Annotated in this window: 20 protein-coding genes and 1 tRNA gene; 9 read left to right on the top strand and 12 right to left on the bottom strand. The window is 36.9% G+C overall.

Annotated features, from left to right (window positions below; genetic code table 11):
* Genes CW736_RS10300 through CW736_RS10330 form a run of 7 tightly spaced genes read right to left on the bottom strand, consistent with a single transcriptional unit; the run spans position 1 to position 8728 of the window.
* Positions 1-363, bottom strand: coding sequence for a hypothetical protein (locus CW736_RS10300; RefSeq protein WP_101013858.1), 363 nt, complete (start codon positions 361-363; stop codon positions 1-3).
* Positions 353-1606 carry a dihydroorotase gene (locus CW736_RS10305; RefSeq protein ID WP_101013859.1) on the bottom strand — a complete coding sequence of 418 codons (1254 nt, stop codon included), beginning with the start codon at positions 1604-1606 and terminating at the stop codon, positions 353-355. Before CW736_RS10305 ends, CW736_RS10300 begins: the two co-directional genes overlap by 11 nt.
* Positions 1603-3501 (bottom strand): BatA domain-containing protein, encoded by a 1899-nt coding sequence (locus CW736_RS10310; RefSeq protein WP_101013860.1) that lies wholly within the window; start codon positions 3499-3501, stop codon positions 1603-1605. The genes CW736_RS10305 and CW736_RS10310 overlap by 4 nt, the downstream gene beginning before the upstream one ends.
* A gap of 47 nt (positions 3502-3548) precedes the next feature.
* Complete coding sequence (locus CW736_RS10315) at positions 3549-4748, bottom strand: GAF domain-containing sensor histidine kinase (protein WP_101013861.1); 1200 nt, start codon at positions 4746-4748, stop codon at positions 3549-3551.
* A gap of 52 nt (positions 4749-4800) precedes the next feature.
* Positions 4801-5568, bottom strand: a complete 768-nt coding sequence (locus CW736_RS10320; protein ID WP_101013862.1) for a TIGR02757 family protein — start codon at positions 5566-5568, stop codon at positions 4801-4803.
* A 29-nt stretch (positions 5569-5597) separates the two neighbouring features.
* Entirely contained in the window at positions 5598-6257 is a 660-nt protein-coding gene (locus tag CW736_RS10325) for an ABC transporter ATP-binding protein (RefSeq protein WP_101013863.1), read from the bottom strand.
* Between the two features lie 20 nt (positions 6258-6277).
* Entirely contained in the window at positions 6278-8728 is a 2451-nt protein-coding gene (locus CW736_RS10330; protein ID WP_101013864.1) for a DUF5916 domain-containing protein, read from the bottom strand.
* Positions 8729-8840: 112 nt separating this feature from the next.
* Between CW736_RS10330 and msrA the strand changes: the two genes are divergently transcribed.
* On the top strand, positions 8841-9368 hold the full coding sequence (gene msrA / locus CW736_RS10335) for a peptide-methionine (S)-S-oxide reductase MsrA (RefSeq protein WP_101015118.1): 528 nt from the start codon (positions 8841-8843) through the stop codon (positions 9366-9368).
* Positions 9369-9394: 26 nt separating this feature from the next.
* Here the strand turns inward: msrA and CW736_RS10340 are convergent, their stop codons facing one another.
* The 3 genes from CW736_RS10340 to CW736_RS10350 form a co-directional block, all read right to left on the bottom strand.
* Positions 9395-9703 carry a hypothetical protein gene (locus tag CW736_RS10340; protein ID WP_101013865.1) on the bottom strand — a complete coding sequence of 103 codons (309 nt, stop codon included), beginning with the start codon at positions 9701-9703 and terminating at the stop codon, positions 9395-9397.
* A gap of 51 nt (positions 9704-9754) precedes the next feature.
* Complete coding sequence (gene folE / locus CW736_RS10345; protein ID WP_101013866.1) at positions 9755-10354, bottom strand: GTP cyclohydrolase I FolE; 600 nt, start codon at positions 10352-10354, stop codon at positions 9755-9757.
* A gap of 69 nt (positions 10355-10423) precedes the next feature.
* Entirely contained in the window at positions 10424-11311 is an 888-nt protein-coding gene (locus tag CW736_RS10350; RefSeq protein ID WP_101013867.1) for a phosphatase PAP2 family protein, read from the bottom strand.
* A gap of 131 nt (positions 11312-11442) precedes the next feature.
* Here CW736_RS10350 and CW736_RS10355 point away from each other — a divergent pair.
* Both CW736_RS10355 and CW736_RS10360 read left to right on the top strand, forming a co-directional pair.
* A tRNA-Arg gene (locus CW736_RS10355) sits at positions 11443-11516 on the top strand.
* 250 nt (positions 11517-11766) lie between these two features.
* On the top strand, positions 11767-12267 hold the full coding sequence (locus CW736_RS10360; RefSeq protein ID WP_101013868.1) for a GTP-binding protein: 501 nt from the start codon (positions 11767-11769) through the stop codon (positions 12265-12267).
* Positions 12268-12372: 105 nt separating this feature from the next.
* Here CW736_RS10360 and CW736_RS10365 read toward each other — a convergent pair whose 3' ends face one another.
* Complete coding sequence (locus CW736_RS10365; protein ID WP_101013869.1) at positions 12373-13164, bottom strand: chorismate synthase; 792 nt, start codon at positions 13162-13164, stop codon at positions 12373-12375.
* Positions 13165-13263: 99 nt separating this feature from the next.
* Entirely contained in the window at positions 13264-14043 is a 780-nt protein-coding gene (locus CW736_RS10370; RefSeq protein ID WP_101013870.1) for a tetratricopeptide repeat protein, read from the bottom strand.
* 71 nt (positions 14044-14114) lie between these two features.
* Between CW736_RS10370 and aroC the strand changes: the two genes are divergently transcribed.
* The 6 genes from aroC to CW736_RS10400 all read left to right on the top strand — a co-directional run bounded on the left by aroC (position 14115) and on the right by CW736_RS10400 (position 20601).
* Positions 14115-15179, top strand: coding sequence for a chorismate synthase (aroC, locus tag CW736_RS10375; RefSeq protein WP_101013871.1), 1065 nt, complete (start codon positions 14115-14117; stop codon positions 15177-15179).
* A 147-nt stretch (positions 15180-15326) separates the two neighbouring features.
* Positions 15327-16655, top strand: a complete 1329-nt coding sequence (locus CW736_RS10380) for a dicarboxylate/amino acid:cation symporter (RefSeq protein ID WP_101013872.1) — start codon at positions 15327-15329, stop codon at positions 16653-16655.
* Positions 16656-16857: 202 nt separating this feature from the next.
* Entirely contained in the window at positions 16858-17889 is a 1032-nt protein-coding gene (gshB, locus tag CW736_RS10385) for a glutathione synthase (RefSeq protein WP_101013873.1), read from the top strand.
* On the top strand, positions 17882-18721 hold the full coding sequence (locus CW736_RS10390; protein ID WP_101013874.1) for an N-formylglutamate amidohydrolase: 840 nt from the start codon (positions 17882-17884) through the stop codon (positions 18719-18721). Before gshB ends, CW736_RS10390 begins: the two co-directional genes overlap by 8 nt.
* Positions 18678-19880: a flavohemoglobin expression-modulating QEGLA motif protein gene (locus CW736_RS10395; protein WP_410503947.1), complete on the top strand. Its 1203-nt coding sequence runs from the start codon at positions 18678-18680 to the stop codon at positions 19878-19880. Before CW736_RS10390 ends, CW736_RS10395 begins: the two co-directional genes overlap by 44 nt.
* Before the next feature lie 118 nt (positions 19881-19998).
* Positions 19999-20601, top strand: coding sequence for a PhnA domain-containing protein (locus CW736_RS10400; protein ID WP_101013876.1), 603 nt, complete (start codon positions 19999-20001; stop codon positions 20599-20601).
* Positions 20602-20654 lie beyond the last annotated feature (53 nt).

The raw sequence follows: 20654 nt of genomic DNA on the forward strand, positions 1-20654 counted from the left end.
TTATTTAATAAAAGTGAACCATTTCTGGAAGTATTTCCCTATAAATGGCAGTAAATCTTGTTGATTGCGTAGGCTACTGATCAGGCCTAATAAGGCGAGCAACACCATTAAAGTAATGATAAGCAATGGTAGTAATAGTTGGTCTTTTGGAATGTTATCTGCAAATACAGAAACCACTACCGCAATGATAGCTATACCAAACATTTGACGGATATGGAAGCTGGCAAATTTGTTTCCTTTATTGTAATTGAGAATGATAGCTACTCCAAAAACAGCAATGAAAACCATCAAGTGCAGGTATAAAAACACCGAACTGGCATAAGCAATAATCGCTATGTTTTTAGCAGGAGGGTTATCTTTCATTCCAAATCACTTTTTTATTGTTAATGATTCCGATAACTGTTCCTTTCATGGGTTTTCCTAGAAATGCAGAGTTCTTAGAAGTAGAAACAATATGACGTTTTTCAAAGGTATAGCTTGTTTCTGGTTCAAAAAGGGTCAAATTAGCTATTTGTCCTTCTTTTATTTGAGGTGTTACTTGATTAAAGACTTGGTAACCATTGGTCAATAATTCAATAGTTGTGGCCAGATCTGTCAGTTGATTCAGAACACCAAATGCACTTTCTAAGCCTATGGTTCCTGCAGTTGCATGGTCAAATTCTAGGTCTTTATGTTCTATGGTTAGTGGTGTGTGATCACTGGTAACAACGTCGATCACTCCTGAAGTTAGAAATTTTTGAAGCTGTTTGACTTCTTTCTCATCTCGCAGCGGTGGCTGTATTTTAAAGTTCGCATCAAAAGTTTCTAGTTCATTACTTGATAGGGTCAAATGATGAATGGAAACACTGCAAGTCACATTTTGAGCGGTCTTTTTATATTTTTTGATCAGTTTTAAACCTTCTACGGTGCTTACGGTAGGAATGTGTAATCTTCCTTTGGTATAGGTAGCGATTCTTAAATCTCTCGCTATTTGAAGCTCTTCGGCAAGGCTAGGCATGGACTTGATTCCTAGGTTAGTAGTTACGGGATCTTCATTGACCATTCCTTTTCCAGCGATGTCTTTATTTTGAGGAAATGACTGCACTACAGCGTTAAAGGAGGATGCGTATTGCAATCCTACTTTCAACAGGTTGGCATTAGTCACTTCCTGTTTGTAGTCGTAGAAGGAAACAGCACCAGCTTCTTGCATATCGTACAATTCGGCCAGGTGTTCCCCATTTTGATTTAAAGTAAAAGAGCCCACTGGCAAGATGCTTACTGCCTGATGTGCGGTTACGTTTTTCAAATATTTGATTCCCGATTGATCTTGCGGGTTAGGTTGATTGTTAGGATTCAACATGATGGTGGTAAAACCACCTGCTGCGGCAGCTTTAACTCCATTTTCTAGTGTTTGGCGTTCTTCAAAGCCAGGTTCTCCAAGACTGACACTTGTATCGATCCATCCTTTGGAGACATGCAAATTTGCAGTCTCAATGATTTTGGCATTTTCTTCTTTTAAAGAAACACCTATTTTTTCAATCTTCCCATTTTTAATGAGCAGATCTCTTTTTTTGCCGTTTAAATCAGAACTGGCATCGACGATAGTCACATTTTTAAGTAGTATCATTTTACAAACTTTAAAATCAATAATTCACAAATTAGGAAGAATAAAGCTCCCATGACAAAAAACTTCCACAAAGAAAGGATATTTTCTTCCTGACTGAGTTTGTAAAGTAAATCATCAATAGATGCTGAAAGGTTATTACCTAAATCAGCATTTGAATAATATTCTAACTTGTTCTCTTGACGTTTTGCATTGAAGCTTAGTGTAGAGATTTTTTGTTCTTTAATTTTTACATTATAGTTTCCTGCAATAGATAATTCATTTCCAGCAGTGACGAGCACATAACTATCAAAGGCTTGTTGTCTAGGAATCACTTCAGAGGAATCGTTGGAAAGGCTTAAAATATCGTCCTGATTTACGTTCGTATTTACAGCGATAGTGTTGTTGCTATCTAGCTCGTAATACAATTGAGGAATAGGCAAGGCATTTACAGCCATGTTATAAAAAACAGGAACAATAAGCGGCGAATTCTGAAAGTTACTGTTCTCTATATTGAGGCTTGCTGTAAAGAAATAAGTAGTGTTGTCTTTATATAGGAAGCTACTTCCATCGTCATATTTAAGTATAGGATCTATAGCGTTTGTAGTTTTTAAAACACTAGTAACATTAGGGTACTGGAAGTTGGAAACTTGTTTATTAAAAACACCTTTAAACAAAGGGTGATTGAAATTGATCTCTGTAATTTTTTTAGAAAAATCGTTGTATTCTAATCCGTTCAAGCCTATGTTTTGATATCCAGAAGGTTTTTTGGAAGGAATGACGACCATATAACCACCGTTGCTGGTTAATTTATTTAACTCTTCACTAAGACCGGTAGGAATGTTACTCATTTCATTAATGATAACGATGTTTTGATTTTTGATCAAATTATAATTGACATCCCTTTCTGCTACGCTGATGTACTCAAACTGTTCCCCTTTATAAAGTCGGTCTAGAAAACTAGAGTCGGCGCCATTGATACTTAAAACCTTGATTTTTTCCTTTTTACCCGTACTTATAAAAATCTCATTGTCCAATGAGATTCCTTTATCATCTATATAAATCCTTCCTTGAATAGGCTCATCAGTCTCTATTTCAAAATGAGCTGTTCCAGATTGATTTTCTAAAAGAACCGATGTTTTTGCCAATAAGATAGTGTTATTTTCAAAAGATAAAGTTACAGGTTGCTCCACTTTATAATTAGCACTTAAGCCTACTTGAAGTTTTAAATTTTCACCAGATTGGCTCTCTATAAAAACGGTATCAATAGATATGTTATTGATTTCTTGTGGCTCTAACTTTACAAGTTCTCTTTTTACATTTTGTAAGGGCGCTGGAAATTGTTCTCCAGCACTATTTTGAAAATCGGAGATGAAGATCATTTCTTTTACAGCATTCTTATTTTGAAGTAAGGAAGAGGCTTTAAGTTGTACTTGATCAAAGGGGAGTGCTACGGTAGAATAATTATTGGAAAGCAGCTCATTAGTAACTTGCTGTCTGTTGGTATTTGCAAAGACTTGATCATTTGTAAATAGGGTAAAGACTTTATCTGCTGGTATTTTTTCTAGAAGCTGACTGGTAGCGTTTTTATATAAGGCTCCGTTTTCACCTTTTAATTCCATGGAATAAGAATTATCAAGATAGATAGCGGTTTGCTTTTCTTGAGTAGCGGTGGTGCTTCCCGGTAAAAAGGGTTGTGCAAAAGCCATAACTATACAGGCAATAGCGGCACAACGAGCTAACAAAGTCAACCATTTTTTTAACTGACGACTTTTTCTAGTTTGAGTAATTAAAGGTTGGAGGAAAGCAACATTAGAAAAAGATACTTTATTAAACTTTCTAAGCTGAAAAAGATGAACAATAATAGGAACTATAAGAAAAAATAGACCGTAAAGTATTATTGGGTTTTTAAATAACATCTATCATAATTGCAGTCCAAAGATACTGCCTTTGCTTAAAAAAGCACTTATTTTTTGACGGTAAATGTAAAAGTAGTTCCAGAGTTGATTTTGGAATCGCATTTGATGGTTCCACCCAGTTTGTCTACAAGAATTTTAACAGTAGAAAGCCCTATACCGTTACCTTTTTTACCAGATCGATCTGTTTGATTTAATGTGGTAAATAATTTAAAAATATCTTCTTGTTTATCTTTTGGAATACCTATACCATTATCTTTTACACTGATTTTATAATATTTAGGGGTTACAGCTGCTGTAACTTGAATAACAATAGTCTCTTGGTCGTTGTATTTAATACTGTTCCCTATAAGGTTTAATAAGACTTGTTCAATAGCAGCACTGTTACTGTTAATGATAAGATTATCTTCAGGAAACATGAGTTGTATATCATCCCTAAGCCCAACCATTTCTTCCACTTTTTCAATAATAGAATTAATATCAAACTCTTCTTTGTCATCGATGGCTAATAGGTCACTTTCATAATAGCTTAAAATATTATCTATGTAATCACTCATAGAAAAAGCCGTGTCTTTAATAGAATGAAGATAACGTTTACCATCAGTATCTAATCGACCGCTGTATTTTTCAGACAGAAGATCGGTCGTAAGAATCATGCTTGCTAGGGGCATTTTCATGTCATGAGACACGACCCTAGCAAAGTTCTTGAGCATCTCATTATTTTCTTCTAACAACCTAGATTTTTCCTGGAGTTCTATATTGGTCTTGTTGAGCATTAACTGCCTCATTATAAGGTCAGCGATCATCTCTAGAGATTTCTTCTGTTCTGTATTTAATGTATGTGGTTTATCATCGAGGACACAGACTGTTCCTAAAGGTAAATTATGCTCGTCTTTTAATTGCACACCTGCATAAAACCTAATATTGTCATCATTTTTTAAGTATGGATGGTCTTGAAGTTCCCTAGTTTTATAAACATCCTCTACGTAGAAAAAGTCATTATCATTTGCAGTCGCATGCGCACAAAAACTAAATTCTCTTGGGGAATTATCTAATTGAAGTCCGCTTTGAGATTTGAACCATACCTCATCTTTATGGACAATAGAAATTAAACTTTTCGGTACATTAGTGAGCTTACAAGCTAACTCCGTGAGTTCATCAAGCACCTTTTCTCGTTTGGCATCGATATGAAATGATTCTAAATAAGCAAGACGCTCCACTTCACGAGGATGTAAGGAAACTTTGGCCATTAGGGCATTTTAATGTTTTCACAAAATTAACAAAAAAACTCTTAATTTTATGCTATAATTCTTTAAAAGCCCCTAATCCAAAAAGAGCAAAATCATATTTAATAGGATCTTTAGGGTCAAAACTCCTAAGCACTTTGTCCAGTTCGGCAACGGCTTTGGCATCGTTTTGTTTGCGTTTAAGCAGTTTTAGTTTACGAGCGACATTCCCGGTGTGTACATCTAATGGTAGTGATAAAGCGCTCATAGGGATGGAGTTCCATATGCCAAAATCTACACCAGCATTGTCTTTTCTCACCATCCAGCGCAGGAACATGTTGATGCGTTTTGCACTACTATTTTTCATGGGGTCACTGACGTGTTTTTGGGTGCGTGGCAAGTGATCTACCTCAAAGAAGCTGGTTTTAAATTGGGAGATGGCTTCTTGCAAATTTGCTTTTTCCTGATACGCTTTCGCGAAAGCGTGCTCTAAACCATCATGCTTCTTTTCTAAATGCTGCAAGGATCGCATAAAGGTCTTGCAATCTTCACTGTTAAAAGTGCGGTGTACAAAACCATCAAATCTATCCAAGTCACTTTCTTCGTGGTTTCTTATAAAGTCTGCTGGAGATTGATCTAGGAGCGTCATCAATTTATGAGCATTATTGATAATGGACTTGCGATTTCCCCAAGCAATGGTGGCTACAAGAAAGCTTGCTATTTCTATATCCTTTTTATCAGTAAAAAGATGCGGTATCTGAATAGGATCGTGAGGGATAAAATCTGGAGTGTTGTATTGCTCGACTTTTGCATCGAGAAATTCCTTAAGTTCTTTTCGGTTCATATGAAACCTGTTTTATTTTAAACTAATGCTTACAGAAATTTACCATCACTCATTACCAGCTTGCGGTCTGCTAGGTCTGCGAGTTCTTCATTATGGGTAACAATAACAAAAGTCTGATTGAATTCTTTTCTCAATTGAAAAATCAATTCATGAAGGTCATGAGCTGTGGCGCTATCTAGGTTTCCTGTAGGTTCATCAGCAAAGATGACCTTGGGATTATTGATTAAAGCTCTTGCTACAGCAACGCGTTGTTGTTCACCACCAGAAAGCGCCCCAGGCTTGTGATCCATACGATCAGATAATTTGAGATAGGAGAGGAGTTCTTTAGCTCGTTTATCAGCTACAGATTTATCAGTGTTTGCTATGTAAGCCGGGATGCAAACGTTTTCTAAAGCTGTAAACTCCGGTAATAATTGATGAAACTGGAATATAAAGCCAAGGGATTGATTTCTAAATTTATTAAGCTGTTTACCACTCAGTTTCATAATATCGGTGCCATCTATTTCTAGGCTGCTGCCGGTTTTCATGTCTGGTTTTTCTAAGGTACCTAGAATGTGTAATAAGGTGGTCTTACCTGCGCCAGAACTCCCTACAACACTAACTATTTCACCAGCTTTAATTTCTATATTTACGCCTTTAAGAACTTGTAAATCACCAAAACTTTTATAAATCTGTACTGCTTTAATCATAATAACAAAGTAATGGGTTTTTAGGCTTTAAACCATCTTTTTGCATCATTAAAGTCAAGGAAATAAGTAACTCGTAAGGACAGATTGTGTCGAGATGGTTGAGTAAACAAGTCTTCCAGGCTGTCTTGAAAGGCTATATCTCCTTGATTATCAAAGTTAAATATGCTATTTCGGTATAGTAAAGTAGCTTCACTACCTGGGGCAAAACGCCATCGGTAGGAAAGGTCTAGATTCCAAACATTAAAATTAGCGTCTGGGTCAAAGTTGTTTGTCAAGGTGTAATCGGTTGGAATGGTAGTACCATTGGAATCGAGTTCTTTAAAATCTCGACTGAATGTTGCTCGAGACCAAAAATTTCTAAAAGACAAGCTCAGTGCTTGCTTGTTGTTAAAATTATAGGTTCCAGACACTCTGTTTTCTACCGAGTGTGTATGACGTCTGCTTACTATAGGATTATTGTCTACGTCTTTATCCACATAGCTGATACGATTGTCATTTTTGTCCCATGACAGTCGATATACAAGCAAGAATTTATCTGAGAACCTATACCTAGGACTTATATTGAAATTATAACTTTCTTCTAAATCGTTAAATCGTTTTAACCAGCTCATTCTGATGTCGGTTGCAAATTTCTTACGATAATCTGTCGAGAAAGAACCTCCCGAATAATAGGCAGGTTCGTATCTCACGACTTGTCCTGTTTGACGAGCTTCAAATTGATTTAAATTTCTGGTAAAGAATTTGAAATCGCCACCGAATGCCAGACGTTCTCTAGTAGTGAAGGATGGGTTGATATTGTACTCACTATCTGTGTGTAAATCTGGATCGATCTGCCTTCTATGTCTTATTCTAAAGTCTACATCGTACCTGTTGAAAATACCAACAGGAGTAAATTGATTGTAACTCAAGTCAGCGGCAAAGGTTTGTGTATTGTTTTGAAAATTACGTCCTAAATCGTTAGGATTCCAATTTTTATCCCGGTAGAAGTGTGCTAGACTAGGTCTCCATCTGCCAGTGGTTTTACGCCATCTCGCTTCACTGGCCACACCAGTTTCAGTTCCCCTAGGAGTAAAACGATTACTCATTTTTAATTCTGCTCTGTAATTATTGGAAGCGTTTTTATCATTGTGATCGAGTACTAATGCATTAACTACCGCATCTGTAAAGCTTCCATTTCTCATCGTACTTGCTGTAGATAATGCAATAGAACTGTTTTTACTGAATTGCTGGTCCAGAATAAACATGTTGTAATTCGTAAAGGGTTCTGTAATTTCTGTACGGCGCTCGTTATTGAGTAAGTTTTCTATAGTAGCTTCTGTCTTTCCGGTTATGGCATTTAAAAAACCTATGCCTAACCTATCTTTTGTTCTTCCCGTAATTTTCACAGCATTGAGCAATTGTGCGCTATTGGGGTTATCTATAACGTCTTCATTTTCTAATAGAGCAAGGTTTCCAAAACCACTAGGTGTCTGTCCTATTCTACGTGAGAAGAAGATTCCTCCTTTATTAAACAAATCTATTCCTTCATTAAAAAAGGCTCTGTTTTCTCCAAAGGTTTGTTCAAAGGGCCCTAAATTAAGAACAACTTGATCAAAAGCCACTTGACCAAAATCTGGAATCAAAGTCGCGTCAAGAGTGAAGGCATCGTTGATCCCGTATTTAACATCCATTCCGGCACTGTACTTCGTTGTACTTACTCCATTAAAATTATCATTAACTATGGTGGTGTACGGATAAAGATTTAATCGTAATGGCGGGTTGATCTTTTCTACGCCTGTCATCAAAGCATCGTATTGTGTGGCTATTCCTTTGGTAATGTCTATGAAGTCATAAGAGTACTCTTCATTCAAAGCACGTATTCTTCTAAAAATTTGAAAGCTCCAGTCTTGTTTTTCTATTTCTGGAAATCTCAATGTTCTATAAGGAATTTTCATTTCCACAAACCACCCAAGTTTATTAATGCTCGTCTCTGATTTAAAAACAACATTATAACTAAAGTCATCTCGATTACCTTCAGTAATGGCATCACCTAACGCGTTGGCACTAGTGGCAAAAAACTTCGTTTGATTGATTTGGTTGTTATAAGTATTTAAATAAAACCCAAACACATCTGCTTGAGCATTTATTTCATCTCTTTGAGAAAATTGTCTCGGTATACTTTCTGGATTGTTGTCATAAAGAAATGCGGCAACATAAAGAGCATCATCATCATAAGCAATTTTAAACTCTGTTTTATGGGTGTCTCTTTCTTTTTGACCATTGGTAGGCTGGACCATCACAAAATTACCTCCTGTGGGAATAGCATCCCAAAACTTTTCAAATGGCTCCCCATCGATATCAGGTGCCGTACTTACTCGAGTAGCTTTATACACTTTTCTCTTGATATCAAGAGTGTCTTGAGCTATTTGTGATTCCGCTTTCGCGAAAGCGAGAACTAAAACCAACCAGGTGAAAATGAATTTAAATTGCATAAAGAGATCTGAAAAAGGCAAAAATAACTTGTTTAACAAACCATTTCATTAAAGGCATGTTAATTAAAAAAAAGATACATATATGTGGGTTAAATTGCTAAAAAAAAACAAAATGGACAAAGCAATTTTTGCGGGAGGATGCTTCTGGTGCACAGAAGCGGTTTTCCAAAGAGTAAAAGGAGTAGAGCAAGTGAAATCAGGTTTTTGTGGTGGGCATATTAAAAACCCTCCTTATAGAGAAGTATTGCAAGGAAGAACAGGTCATGCAGAAGCTATAGAGATCACCTATGATTCTGAAGTGGTATCCTATAAGGATTTAGTAGCTGTATTTATGGCAACTCATGATCCTACTACCTTAAATAGGCAAGGTTATGATGTGGGAACACATTATCGCAGTGCTATATTTTACCTTAATGATCAACAAGAAAATACGGCTAGAGATTATATTAAAAATCTAGAAGACAAAGGTGTTTATACAGAGCTATTAGTTACGGAGGTAGCTCCAGCAACGGTCTTTTATCCAGCAGAAGATATTCATAATGAATATTATAACAATAATAGGGAACAAGGATACTGTCAGGTAATCATAGACCCTAAGATCAAGAAATTAATGACAGGTTTTAAAGAATTGGTCAAATAAAAAAAGCTCCTTAACAGGAGCTTTTTTTATGAAAAGTGATCTATATCAATCGTTTTTTTATTGTCACCTCTTCCAGATTTGATCAGATAGGTATAACACCACATGATGGTAAATGATGGGATAACATCCAGTCCTGGAAGTAATTCTTCTATTGTTGTAACAACACCCGCTGCTACACCAGATTTACCAGGATAAAGTTTTGTCATCAAGTAACCAGCTATAGGCGCCCAAGCCAAATCGGTAAATTCCAGTATACCAAATCCCAAAAGGGAAGACATCCCTATAAGGTCAAAGACTACACCTGCAACTAATTTGGAACGTTTTGAATGAAACATATGATTTATTTAAAAGCCCTATAAATTCAAATTACGTACCACAGAATATTTTTAATGCAATTTTGAAGAAATAAGGTTCATGAATTCTGTACGGGTTTCTACTTTTTGAAATTGGCCTCTAAAACCACTAGTGGTAGTAGCGCTGTTTTGCTTTTGTACGCCACGCATCATCATACACATGTGAGAAGCTTCTATAACAACTGCAACACCTTTTGGTTTTAGGGTCTTGTCAATGCATTCTAATATGTCATGTGTCAACCGTTCTTGTACCTGAAGGCGACGCGCAAATACATCTACTATTCTAGGTATTTTAGAAAGACCTACAATATGTCCATTAGGGATATAAGCGATATGCGCTTTTCCAAAAAACGGTAGCATATGGTGCTCACATAAAGAATACAATTCAATATCTTTTATGATGACCATATCGTGATAATCTTCTGCAAACATAGCTCCCCTAAGTATTTCAGCAGGATCTATATCGTATCCTGAGGTTAAAAACTGCATTGCTTTTGCCGCTCTTTCAGGGGTTTTTACAAGACCTTCTCTTTCTACATCTTCTCCTAATTCTGTAATGACATCGCGGTATTTGCTCTTAATTTCATCTGTAATTTTTATGTTGTATTCTTCAAAAACCCTGTAAGGTGCCATATAATTTTTATTGAGCATCAAAGTTATCTATATAATTGTTTAACTTTATAGATAACTTTGTTAAACATTTTAGAAATTAAGAGTCAGTCCAATGCTGTTTGAAGTAGCCGTAAGGTTAAACACTATTTTTTGTGGTCTTTGTCCAGTTTTACCTGTTCCGTAACGTTTATCTCCATATCCATTCCTGGTATCTAGGTAACGATCCACGGCTTCTACTGTAGCAATTGTTATGACCATACTCAAAACTACATCGGTCAGAAAATGAGCTCCAGCCCATAAACGAGAAACAGGAGAAATTAATCCAACTGTATAAATCCCTGCTTTTACATAAGGGTTTTCAAATTGTTTTGCCAGTGCATAGGCCGTCGTAAATCCTAAAACCGTATGTCCAGATGGAAATGATCTAAAACCGGACTCTCCTGAAAAAGGTCTGAATTCATGTCTTCCGAACCCAGTTTCTGGCCGGGCTCTACCAGTAATCGTCTTTAGTATTTGCTGTAATAGTCCACCAGCACTGGCACTAGAGATCATCAATACCCCGGTGCGCCTCCATTTGGGATCTTTAGTCAGTAATCCATAGGCATAAACACCTGCCGTAACCCCATAATTATTTTGTGGGCTTCCAAAATACCAACCAAAATCTCTCAATAGTTCAGGAATATCTTTTTCTTGATCTCTAAAGTAATCACTAGATTCCTGATCAAAGCTATATAAGCCGCTAACTAATAAGGTCGTTGCCCCAGCACGATAAAGGTCTCGTTTCTCCCAATGAAATGGTCTGGAGTAGGAGTAGGCAACTCCATTAAAAACATTTAAACCGTCGTATTTGAGTAATTGCCATCGATTCATGTTCTCCACCTCTGAAGCAGTGTAGGAGTCTGCTTTAAAACTTTGGGAGTAAAGCATGTCTGATAGTAGTAGAACTACTAGGAAAAGAATATTTTTCAAAAAAATCATGACTGCAAAATTAAGAATTTCAACTAGTTAAAAGTATAAATCAAAGAATAGAATGTTTAATTTAAAAAATAGGCATGACTTTATAAAATAATACTATATTTGCAACCGCTTAGAGGTAATCTAGTGAGAAAGGGCTCGTAGCTCAGCTGGATAGAGCACCTCCCTTCTAAGGAGGCGGTCACAGGTTCGAATCCTGTCGGGCTCACTTAATTGTAGTAAAATTAGAAAAAAACGCCAAGTTTACTTGAGCGTTTTTTTTGTTTTCACTATTTCCAAAATGCTTCTTTAATGTTTTTATTTACTTCCTATATCTGTTTGTTTAAAGTCTACCTTCCTTTTTACAGTTAGTTTTGAGTTTTGTACCTGATTGCCAAAACTTTATGTTGTTTTATAAAATATATTTTTAAACATTCTAGACCTTAGAGTTCATAAAAATATTTACATTTATATTCATAATGGAGATAGATCAAGAAATCGTATTAAGACCTAGGTTTCAAAAAAGCCTTTCTATGACACGAGAAGTGTTTATGAGATTGTTTGATGGTCACCATTCCGACAAGCATTATATCGTAAGTAAGGTAGATGCTCATGTCTTTATACGTATTCCCGAAAGCAGGTCTCATTTCTGGTCTCCAGAATTGCACCTAGAGGTTCAAGAAGAAACAGATGGTCTTTTATTGCTTAAAGGTTTGTATGGCCCTAAACCAGCTGTATGGACTATGTTTATGTTTTTGCACTTTCTTATCTCAGGATTTTTTATCGCCGCCTTGATCTGGTTGTACACTCTATTTACCTTAAAAAAAGCAATGGAACTTCCTTTAATAGTCATGATTTTGATGGTGCTTATTTGGGTGGTTCTTTATATCTCAGGAAGGATGGGCAGGAAAAAGGGAGAAGATCAAATGAAAGAATTACAACAGTTCTTGGATAGCCTATTAGAGACTGAAGGCGTTTAATGGTGGTGCTCTGGCAGCATGAATAGCGGCAGTCAAAAAACGACCCAACACAAAAAAAGCTCCACCGTGATGATGAAGCTTTGTAATTGATTCCTTTAGTTGATACTAGTTGACTGTGTAACCCGTTAGATTTTGCACCGTTAAAATTTGTGCGCTCTGAGGCACTGGAAGCGTCACTCCTAAAGAAGAAAAATCCTCCAGCATATAGTCCAATTGATTTTCAGACTTGATGAGTCCTATGTCTTTTGCCCAATAGTTATCAATAACGATAACATCTTGTGGCGCTAACAGTGGTACTTGTTGAGTAAACCCAGCGATGCTTACATCTGTAGTGATAGAAGCGTTGATGATGAGTTGTGAATGTATCACCTCTGTATAACTTATTCCTTCTACTGTCATTTGTGCTACTTCAGCTTGTTGTACTGTGGTAACCTCATAATTAATATCTAGGTCAAAACTCTGAACGGTTTGTGTTGTTGATCCAGTAGTGCTGTACAGCTCAGTATCCGCACTGGCATTTTGATCGTAAAGTGTACCATTTGTAATAGTGACATTAAAGTTGTTCAATCCCTGAAGTCCAAAATCAATAGTTCCATTACCTATCAATTTTCCTGATACTGCTTCTAAGGCACCACCACTTAAAATACGTGTCATGAATCCAACGGGTGTGTTAGGGTTTGCTGTTAGGGTATAACTATTACCAGTAACAGAAGCCACCGTAAGACTTTCTGAAGAGGTATCTGTTCCTGTTACGACATCATAGTCCCAATTATTTGCTACTGCGAGTGGGAAGTAACTAAAGTCTGTATTTGTACTACTAGAATTTCCATTATCATCATCAGGATCACAGGAAACTAATGAAATAAGACAAAATGCAAGTATTGTTTTTTTGAACATAATTGTTTTCTTAGCGGGTAAATATATTAGAAATATATAGAAATCTGTTTGCTATTTTAGATTATTAAATAATTGTAAATAATTGATTTACATTATTTACTACAAAGGATTATATGTCACAGGAACCGAGAAAGGAACACTTACTTTTTCACCTCTTGATTCACCTGGTAGCATCTGAGGGAGGCTAAAGATCACTCTTTTTGCTTCCAAGGATAAAAACGCGTTTGTTCCTCTAGCAACAATGCTTGTCGCATCACCTTCGGTATCAACTGTATAATAAACATGAGTCCTTACTTTTTCATAAACACCAAAAGTGTTTCCCAAACCTACATCATAGGTACTCACAATATGTTCTTGAACGATTTGACTGCTGCATTTTTGAATTTCTTTTTGTGTTGTCTCTGGGCAAGTTGGAAATCTAGGCTGTTTTTCAACCATCAAATAGCTATCGTCAGTCAGCTGTTCGTTATTCTTGTTTTTTAATAGTTCCTCTTGTTTTACTCTTATTTGTTCCTGAAACTCTTCTTCAGCAAGATTAAGAGCAAATAATTGTGCTGCTTTGTTTTTATATAATGAATAGGTTTCCGTATGATCAATGACGTATTGATAAGCAGCACTTGCATCAGTAGTTTTTCCGTAAGCGTGAAGCATAAAACCTTTTAAATAATAGAGCTCTACTAAATGTTCTTGGTTCTTTTCTTGTATCGCTTGATGGATTGCCTCTAAGCCTTTATTGTATTCTGCTTCTGATAAGTAATACTTAGCAGCTTCATAAAAGGTTTTTTCTGACCCATTTATTTTTGTTACAATAGTTGATTTAGTTTGACAACTGCTCCCTAGTAACACTGTAATTGCGAAGAGATAATACAGGTTTTTCATCTAGAAGATTTTATGATGATAATATATAATGTACACAAAGCTAATGCTATTCATATAGTATATTTGCCTTTATGGCAGGAAATACCTTTGGTAAGCAATTTACCGTTACAACATATGGAGAATCTCATGGAGTCGCTTTAGGTGGCGTTATCGATGGGTGTCCAGCAGGAATAAATATAGACTTAGAGGCAATACAATTTGATTTAGACCGACGCAAACCCGGTCAAAGCAAGATTGTTACTCAGCGCAAAGAAAGTGATACCGTCACGATCTATTCGGGAATATTTGAAGGAAAAACGACAGGAACACCTATAGGTTTTCAAATTGTTAATGAGAATCAAAAATCAAAAGATTACTCTCATATCAAAGAAACTTACCGACCTAGTCATGCCGATAAGGTCTATGATGATAAGTACGGACATAGGGATTACCGTGGTGGTGGGCGCAGCAGTGCTCGTGAAACTGCCAGTAGAGTCGTGGCAGGAGCTATCGCAAAACAATTGCTTTCTCAGATCAAAATAACCGCTTACACGAGTAGTGTAGGAGATCTTTTTATAGATAAACCTTATCAAGAACTGGATTTCTCAGAGATTGAAAATAATGCAGTGCGCTGTCCTGATATCGCTTTTGCGAAAGCGATGGAAGAAAAAATCCTACAAACCAGAAAAGAAGGGGATACCATAGGAGGAACTATATCCTGTGTTATTCAAGGTTTACCGGCTGGTCTAGGAGACCCGGTATTTGATAAACTGCATGCAGACCTTGGAAAAGCCATGCTCTCCATCAATGCGGTAAAAGGTTTTGAATACGGTAGTGGTTTTGCCGGTACTCAGCTGAAAGGAAGCGAGCATAACGATCAATACAATGCAGACGGAACCACCAAAACAAATTTAAGTGGCGGTATTCAAGGCGGTATTTCTAATGGTATGGATGTTTATTTTAGAGTAGCCTTTAAACCTGTGGCTACCATCATGCAATCTCAAGAAACGATCAATTCCAAAGGCGAACTTGTTGAAATGCAAGGAAAAGGAAGACATGATCCCTGTGTAGTTCCTAGAGCTGTGGTGATTGTAGAAGCCATGGCAGCACTCGTACTCGCCGACCATTTTTTAAGAGCACGCACGTCAAAGATTTAAGGCGATCATTATACAGATAGTTTTAGGCACATAGCTGCTCTTGATTTTAGTTTTAATTTTGTTTTTATACTCGCTTTCGCGAAAGCGGAAACACCACAAAAACTTTACTTATATTACGCCTCAAGAAGATTTAGAATTCAATTTCACATGAAAAAATTAGCATTACACTGGCAAATATTAATAGGGATGGTTCTCGGAATCGCTTTTGGGTTTATCATGACTCAGGTAGATTGGGGTAAAGACTTTGTAGGGGACTGGATCGAGCCTTTTGGTAAAATCTTTGTCAACCTATTGAAATTAATAGCAGTTCCATTGATTCTTGCTTCCTTGGTCAAAGGAATTTCTGACTTAAAAGACATCGCAAAATTCCGCAATATGGGATTGCGTACCGTGGTGATTTATATTGCTACCACTGTAATTGCAATTACGATAGGATTGGCCTTAGTAAATGTTTTTAAGCCTGGTGAAGGAATTTCAGAAGAAACCATTGCTAATTTAAGTGCGACTTATGAAAGCAATTCAGATATCCAAGGAAAATTAGCAACTGCCGCTGCACAAAAAGATGCGGGTCCATTGCAAGCCCTGATAGATATGGTTCCTGATAATGCTGTTTCTGCAATGTCTAACAATAGTTTAATGTTGCAAGTGATCTTCTTTGCTATTTTCTTAGGTATATCTATGTTATTAATAGGTGAAAAGAAAGCCAAACCATTAAAGAAATTCTTTGATAGTCTCAACGACGTGGTGCTGAAAATGGTAGACTTGATCATGTTGTCAGCTCCATTTGCAGTCTTTGCATTATTAGCCACCGTAGTGGTTACTTCAGATGATCCAGAAGTACTACTAGCCCTATTGTATTATGCGCTTACGGTGATAGCAGGTTTATTGCTCATGATCGTGGTGTATTGTATCATTTTTGCCGTTTATGTCAAAAAATCACCGTTATGGTTTTTACAACAAATAGCACCAGCACAATTACTCGCTTTTTCTACCAGCTCCAGTGCCGCAACTTTACCGGTAACTATGGAACGAGTAGAAGAGCATATGGGTGTGGAAAAAGAAGTTTCTAGTTTTGTACTTCCAGTAGGAGCCACCATCAATATGGATGGAACCAGTTTGTACCAAGCTGTTGCTGCTGTTTTTGTGTGTCAGGCTTTAGGTATAGACCTTACTATTGGTGCTCAACTAACTATTGTTTTAACGGCCTTACTAGCTTCCATAGGTAGTGCTGCAGTTCCTGGAGCTGGGATGGTCATGCTGGTCATTGTTTTAGAATCCATAGACTTCCCTAGTGAGTTATTACCAGTGGCTCTTGCACTCATTTTTGCTGTAGACCGACCACTAGATATGCTCCGTACCACGGTTAACGTTACTGGAGATGCTACTGTTGCATCAGTTGTCGCAAAAAGTCTGGGTAAATTTGGTAAGCCTCATGTTAAGAATTGGGACGATCATCTGGACGAAGTTTCTTCTTAGAGGAATAGCTTTATTAACTACGGTCATAGAAATCGATGGTAATGTTACATATCAAGCAGAATGAGAATTTTTTGATTTTCATTCCGCTTTCGCGAAAGCGAATACAATGCATTAATTTCAATAATAATATTACATAAACTTAAAGTAACACATCGTTTTTACTTCTTAGTTTGCTTTAATAATTAATCCAAAAAATCAAAACATGAATGTTTGTTTTATCATGTACCCTTGGGAAGAAATCAACCCAGAAAAAGATTCCACTTTAACACTTATTCACGAATGTGTTAAACGAGGGCATCGGGTAGCCATAGCTACTCCTTCAAACCTTACTATTAGAAATAGCATTGCTTATGCTTTCTCTAAGATGATCAAGAAAACAGATAAAGTGCCCGCACAATTAAAGTCTTTTTACAAAAACACAGTACTTATAGAAAAAATGTTGCCACTCGCAGGTTTTGACGTGATAATGATGCGAGCAAATCCGCCTTTGGATCCTATTGCGTTGAATTTTCTCGACTCCGTAAAAGATGATGTGTTTATTGTAAATGATATTCAAGGATTGCGGGAAGCTAATAATAAACTTTACACCGCCTGTTTTGATGATCCTAATAACGAAATCATCCCAGCGACTCATGTTTCTAAGAATAAAGAATATTTAAAATCTGTAATCAAGGAAAACCCTAAGGAAAAAATGATCATGAAGCCATTAAACGGTTTTGGAGGAAGTGGGGTGATCATGATTGAGAAAACAGCTATGGGTAATGTCAACTCCCTGTTGGACTTTTATATAGATAATAAGGACGGGACCACAAATTACGTGATCCTTCAAGATTATATAGAAGGGGCCGAAAAAGGGGACGCGCGTATTTTATTATTAAATGGAAAGCCTATAGGTGCGGTGCAGCGTGTTCCTGGAGAGGAAGACCATCGCTCTAACATAAGTGCTGGCGGCACCTTTAAAAAACACACGCTCACACCAGCAGAGAAAAACCTTTGTAAAAAAATAGGCCCTAAATTGGTCAAAGATGGATTGTACTTTGTCGGGATAGACGTAATTAATGGGATGCTGGTAGAAGTAAACGTGATGTCCCCAGGAGGGATTACCTATATCAATAAAGTATCTAAAGTGAAATTACAGGAAAAGGTAATCGACTTTTTTGAAGAAGTGGTAGGAGATCGCATCAAAGAATTAGAAAGACGTAACAAACTTAAAAGTACCATACTGGATGATTAAACTGTCTGTTATTGAGATCATAACTCGTATTGAAAATCAAGAGACTTTTCATGCAGTTGTAGAAGATTATTCGTTCTCAATAAAAATTGATGATTATGTACCTTATGCGTGTGCAGCGGTTCACGGCGGCCATCACTTTTCAAAAGATTTATGGGACAACTGTTTGCATACAGAGTACGATCGCTGGTATGAAGAAGATCCATGCACAGGTCAGATGATTTCTGGTTTGCCCATTACCTTAATTGCACATGACAGTAGGTTTGAGTACGATTTAAATAGAGCACCTGAAACGGCTATCTATGAAACTGCTTGGGGAAAAACACTTTGGAAAAAGCCCTTAAGTCAAGAGAAAAAAGATAGAGCTCTTGCCAAGCACGATAATTTCTATAAAGTGGTACTTAGTCTTATTGTTAAATTGGAAGAGCTTTTTGGCAGTAGCGTTTTTTACGATATGCATTCCTATAATTGGAAAAGATGGGACCGAGAAGTTCCTGTTTTCAATATAGGAACTACTAATGTAGACGAAGAGAAATACCGTGCCGAAATCACTCAGTGGCAGGATATTTTAGATGATGTGCAACTGCCTATAGCGCAAAAAGTACATTGTAAAATCAACGACGTTTTTCAAGGAAATGGATATTTTTTAAAATATGTCACTTCCAACTCCTTAAACACACTTGTTCTAGCTACAGAAATTTCAAAGATATATGCAGATGAAACTACGGGAAGAATTTTCCCAGAAGTAGTAACAGCAGTTCAAGACCTTCTTAAGTATTATATTAAAGCACATGCCCACCGTTTTTATGATAGATATCACACTCCCAAAATATAAGGACATAGATTTGCACACCTATCAGGACGTATTTGATATTGATGCAAATGTTCATAGAATCGTAAAGAATTTAGAGCTCCTATCTTATATCAACCCGTTGAATATTGCTCAGGAGCGCAAAGAGTTTTTTAAATCTAAATATACGCACGAGCCCAATTTCAAGTACCGTAAGCTTAAGTTCAAGCCCTACAAGTTACACCGTATGTTTTATAGCCAGCGGCTGGAACGTATAGAAGATGAGGGGATCAGATCTTTGTATAAAGACGTTATTTATACCTATAGCGGTTTGGTGCAATGCATAGAAACTATCAGTGAACCCAGCAGTAAATTTTATTACAACAGTTTGCGCTTTTTTGGAACACCTACAGAGAAGATGGTAGAGAATGCTAAATTCATTTTGCATTTTCAAGAAGAAAAACTTGCAGCGCCCAAATACGATGCTGTGCTTAGTACTGACCAAGCCGAAGCCTTTTTCATCAAATACAGAGAGTTGTACGATTTTGATTTTAAAATCAAAACAAGCAGTGCGATGAGTGCTGCAGCTATGGTCTCTAATAAGGATAGAATGCTTATTTTAAAAAAAGGACATAAGTATTCACAACATGAATTGAACGTGCTGGCACATCACGAAATTGGAGTACATTTAGTGACGACTTTTAATGCTATAGAACAACCCTTGTATATTTTTGGCAATGGATTTCCTAATAATGTAGAAACACAAGAAGGGCTTGCTGTGATGTCAGAGTATATGAGCGGTAATTTAACCTTAACTAGGTTGAAAGAGTTAGCTTACAGGGTTATAGCATCCGACTCCCTGATAAAAGGGTACTCCTTTGCAGATACGTTTGACTTGATACACGGTAAGTACAAACTAGATAGGGAGCGTGCTTTTAACATTACCTTACGCGTGCATCGAGGTGGCGGTTTTACTAAAGATGCCTTGTATCTTTCAGGGCTTAAAAAGGTATACGACCTCTACAAATCTAATCGAAGTATTGACAACATGCTTTTAGGGAAATGTTCTCTAGAATACGATCCAATTATTGAAAAAATGAAGTCTTTAAACTTAGTCTTGCCAGCGGCGCATACAGCTAGAAGTTTTGATCAACAGATGAATACAAATCCTACGATTGATTTTATTTTAGGACATTTGAAATAGTAGCGAAGAGGTTGTCGTAGTCTCGCTTTCGCGAAAGCAGAACAATAACAATTAATAGCGACATCTTAAGGGAAACCGCTGCTAGAATATGTACTATTGTAATTCTTAAAAATAGACCATGTCAGACTTAGGTAAACAATTAGAAGAGCGATCAGGAAATACTTGTGAGATTTGCGCTGCAACAGATACTTTAGAAGTTAAGGTGAGCCTAGAGGCATACGAAGTTCCAGATTCTCCTAAAAACGTGAAGGACACGGCTATTTTTGCCTGTGAGACCTGTAGAATGCAGTTAAAAGGAGAATCAGAAGTAGAGCCCAACCATTGGCGTGCGCTTAATGATTCTATGTGGAGTACAGTACCTGCAGTTCAAGTTGTAGCCTATAGAATGCTCGATCAATTGCGACCTGAAGGCTGGCCAGTAGATCTTATAGACATGATGTATATGGAAGAGGATACCAAACAATGGGCTGAAGATGGTATCCAACGTGGACCAAAAATTGTTCATAAGGATGCCAACGGTAACATTCTTCACAGAGGGGATAGCATTGTAATTCTAAAGGATTTAGATGTAAAAGGCTCTAGTCTTATTGCAAAACGTGGTACAGCGGTACGTAATATTTCTCTAGTTCATGAGAACGCAAATCAAATTGAAGGTAAAGTAGGTCCTACTCAAGTAGTTCTATTGACTCAGTTTGTAAAGAAAACTTCTAAGGAAGAGTAACCTATAAGTGTTATTGAGCTTTAAAGCTTTATATAGCTTTATACGGATAAGCA

Source organism: Nonlabens sp. MB-3u-79, from assembly GCF_002831625.1.
Taxonomy (GTDB): Bacteria; Bacteroidota; Bacteroidia; order Flavobacteriales; family Flavobacteriaceae; genus Nonlabens.

Bases quoted from the DNA above. Each gene is read 5' to 3' on its own strand.
- aroC (WP_101013871.1), top strand. From the start codon at position 14,115: ATGGCAGGAAATACCTTTGGTAAGCAATTTACCGTTACAACATATGGA.
- CW736_RS10400 (WP_101013876.1), top strand. From the start codon at position 19,999: ATGTCAGACTTAGGTAAACAATTAGAAGAGCGATCAGGAAATACTTGT.
- CW736_RS10365 (WP_101013869.1), bottom strand. From the start codon at position 13,164: ATGTTCAAAAAAACAATACTTGCATTTTGTCTTATTTCATTAGTTTCC.
- CW736_RS10300 (WP_101013858.1), bottom strand. From the start codon at position 363: ATGAAAGATAACCCTCCTGCTAAAAACATAGCGATTATTGCTTATGCC.
- CW736_RS10320 (WP_101013862.1), bottom strand. From the start codon at position 5,568: ATGAACCGAAAAGAACTTAAGGAATTTCTCGATGCAAAAGTCGAGCAA.
- CW736_RS10395 (WP_410503947.1), top strand. From the start codon at position 18,678: ATGCCCACCGTTTTTATGATAGATATCACACTCCCAAAATATAAGGAC.
- CW736_RS10350 (WP_101013867.1), bottom strand. From the start codon at position 11,311: ATGATTTTTTTGAAAAATATTCTTTTCCTAGTAGTTCTACTACTATCA.
- CW736_RS10340 (WP_101013865.1), bottom strand. From the start codon at position 9,703: ATGTTTCATTCAAAACGTTCCAAATTAGTTGCAGGTGTAGTCTTTGAC.
- CW736_RS10390 (WP_101013874.1), top strand. From the start codon at position 17,882: ATGATTAAACTGTCTGTTATTGAGATCATAACTCGTATTGAAAATCAA.
- CW736_RS10360 (WP_101013868.1), top strand. From the start codon at position 11,767: ATGGAGATAGATCAAGAAATCGTATTAAGACCTAGGTTTCAAAAAAGC.
- CW736_RS10315 (WP_101013861.1), bottom strand. From the start codon at position 4,748: ATGGCCAAAGTTTCCTTACATCCTCGTGAAGTGGAGCGTCTTGCTTAT.
- CW736_RS10305 (WP_101013859.1), bottom strand. From the start codon at position 1,606: ATGATACTACTTAAAAATGTGACTATCGTCGATGCCAGTTCTGATTTA.
- CW736_RS10370 (WP_101013870.1), bottom strand. From the start codon at position 14,043: ATGAAAAACCTGTATTATCTCTTCGCAATTACAGTGTTACTAGGGAGC.
- msrA (WP_101015118.1), top strand. From the start codon at position 8,841: ATGGACAAAGCAATTTTTGCGGGAGGATGCTTCTGGTGCACAGAAGCG.
- CW736_RS10310 (WP_101013860.1), bottom strand. From the start codon at position 3,501: ATGTTATTTAAAAACCCAATAATACTTTACGGTCTATTTTTTCTTATA.
- CW736_RS10325 (WP_101013863.1), bottom strand. From the start codon at position 6,257: ATGATTAAAGCAGTACAGATTTATAAAAGTTTTGGTGATTTACAAGTT.
- CW736_RS10380 (WP_101013872.1), top strand. From the start codon at position 15,327: ATGAAAAAATTAGCATTACACTGGCAAATATTAATAGGGATGGTTCTC.
- gshB (WP_101013873.1), top strand. From the start codon at position 16,858: ATGAATGTTTGTTTTATCATGTACCCTTGGGAAGAAATCAACCCAGAA.
- CW736_RS10330 (WP_101013864.1), bottom strand. From the start codon at position 8,728: ATGCAATTTAAATTCATTTTCACCTGGTTGGTTTTAGTTCTCGCTTTC.
- folE (WP_101013866.1), bottom strand. From the start codon at position 10,354: ATGGCACCTTACAGGGTTTTTGAAGAATACAACATAAAAATTACAGAT.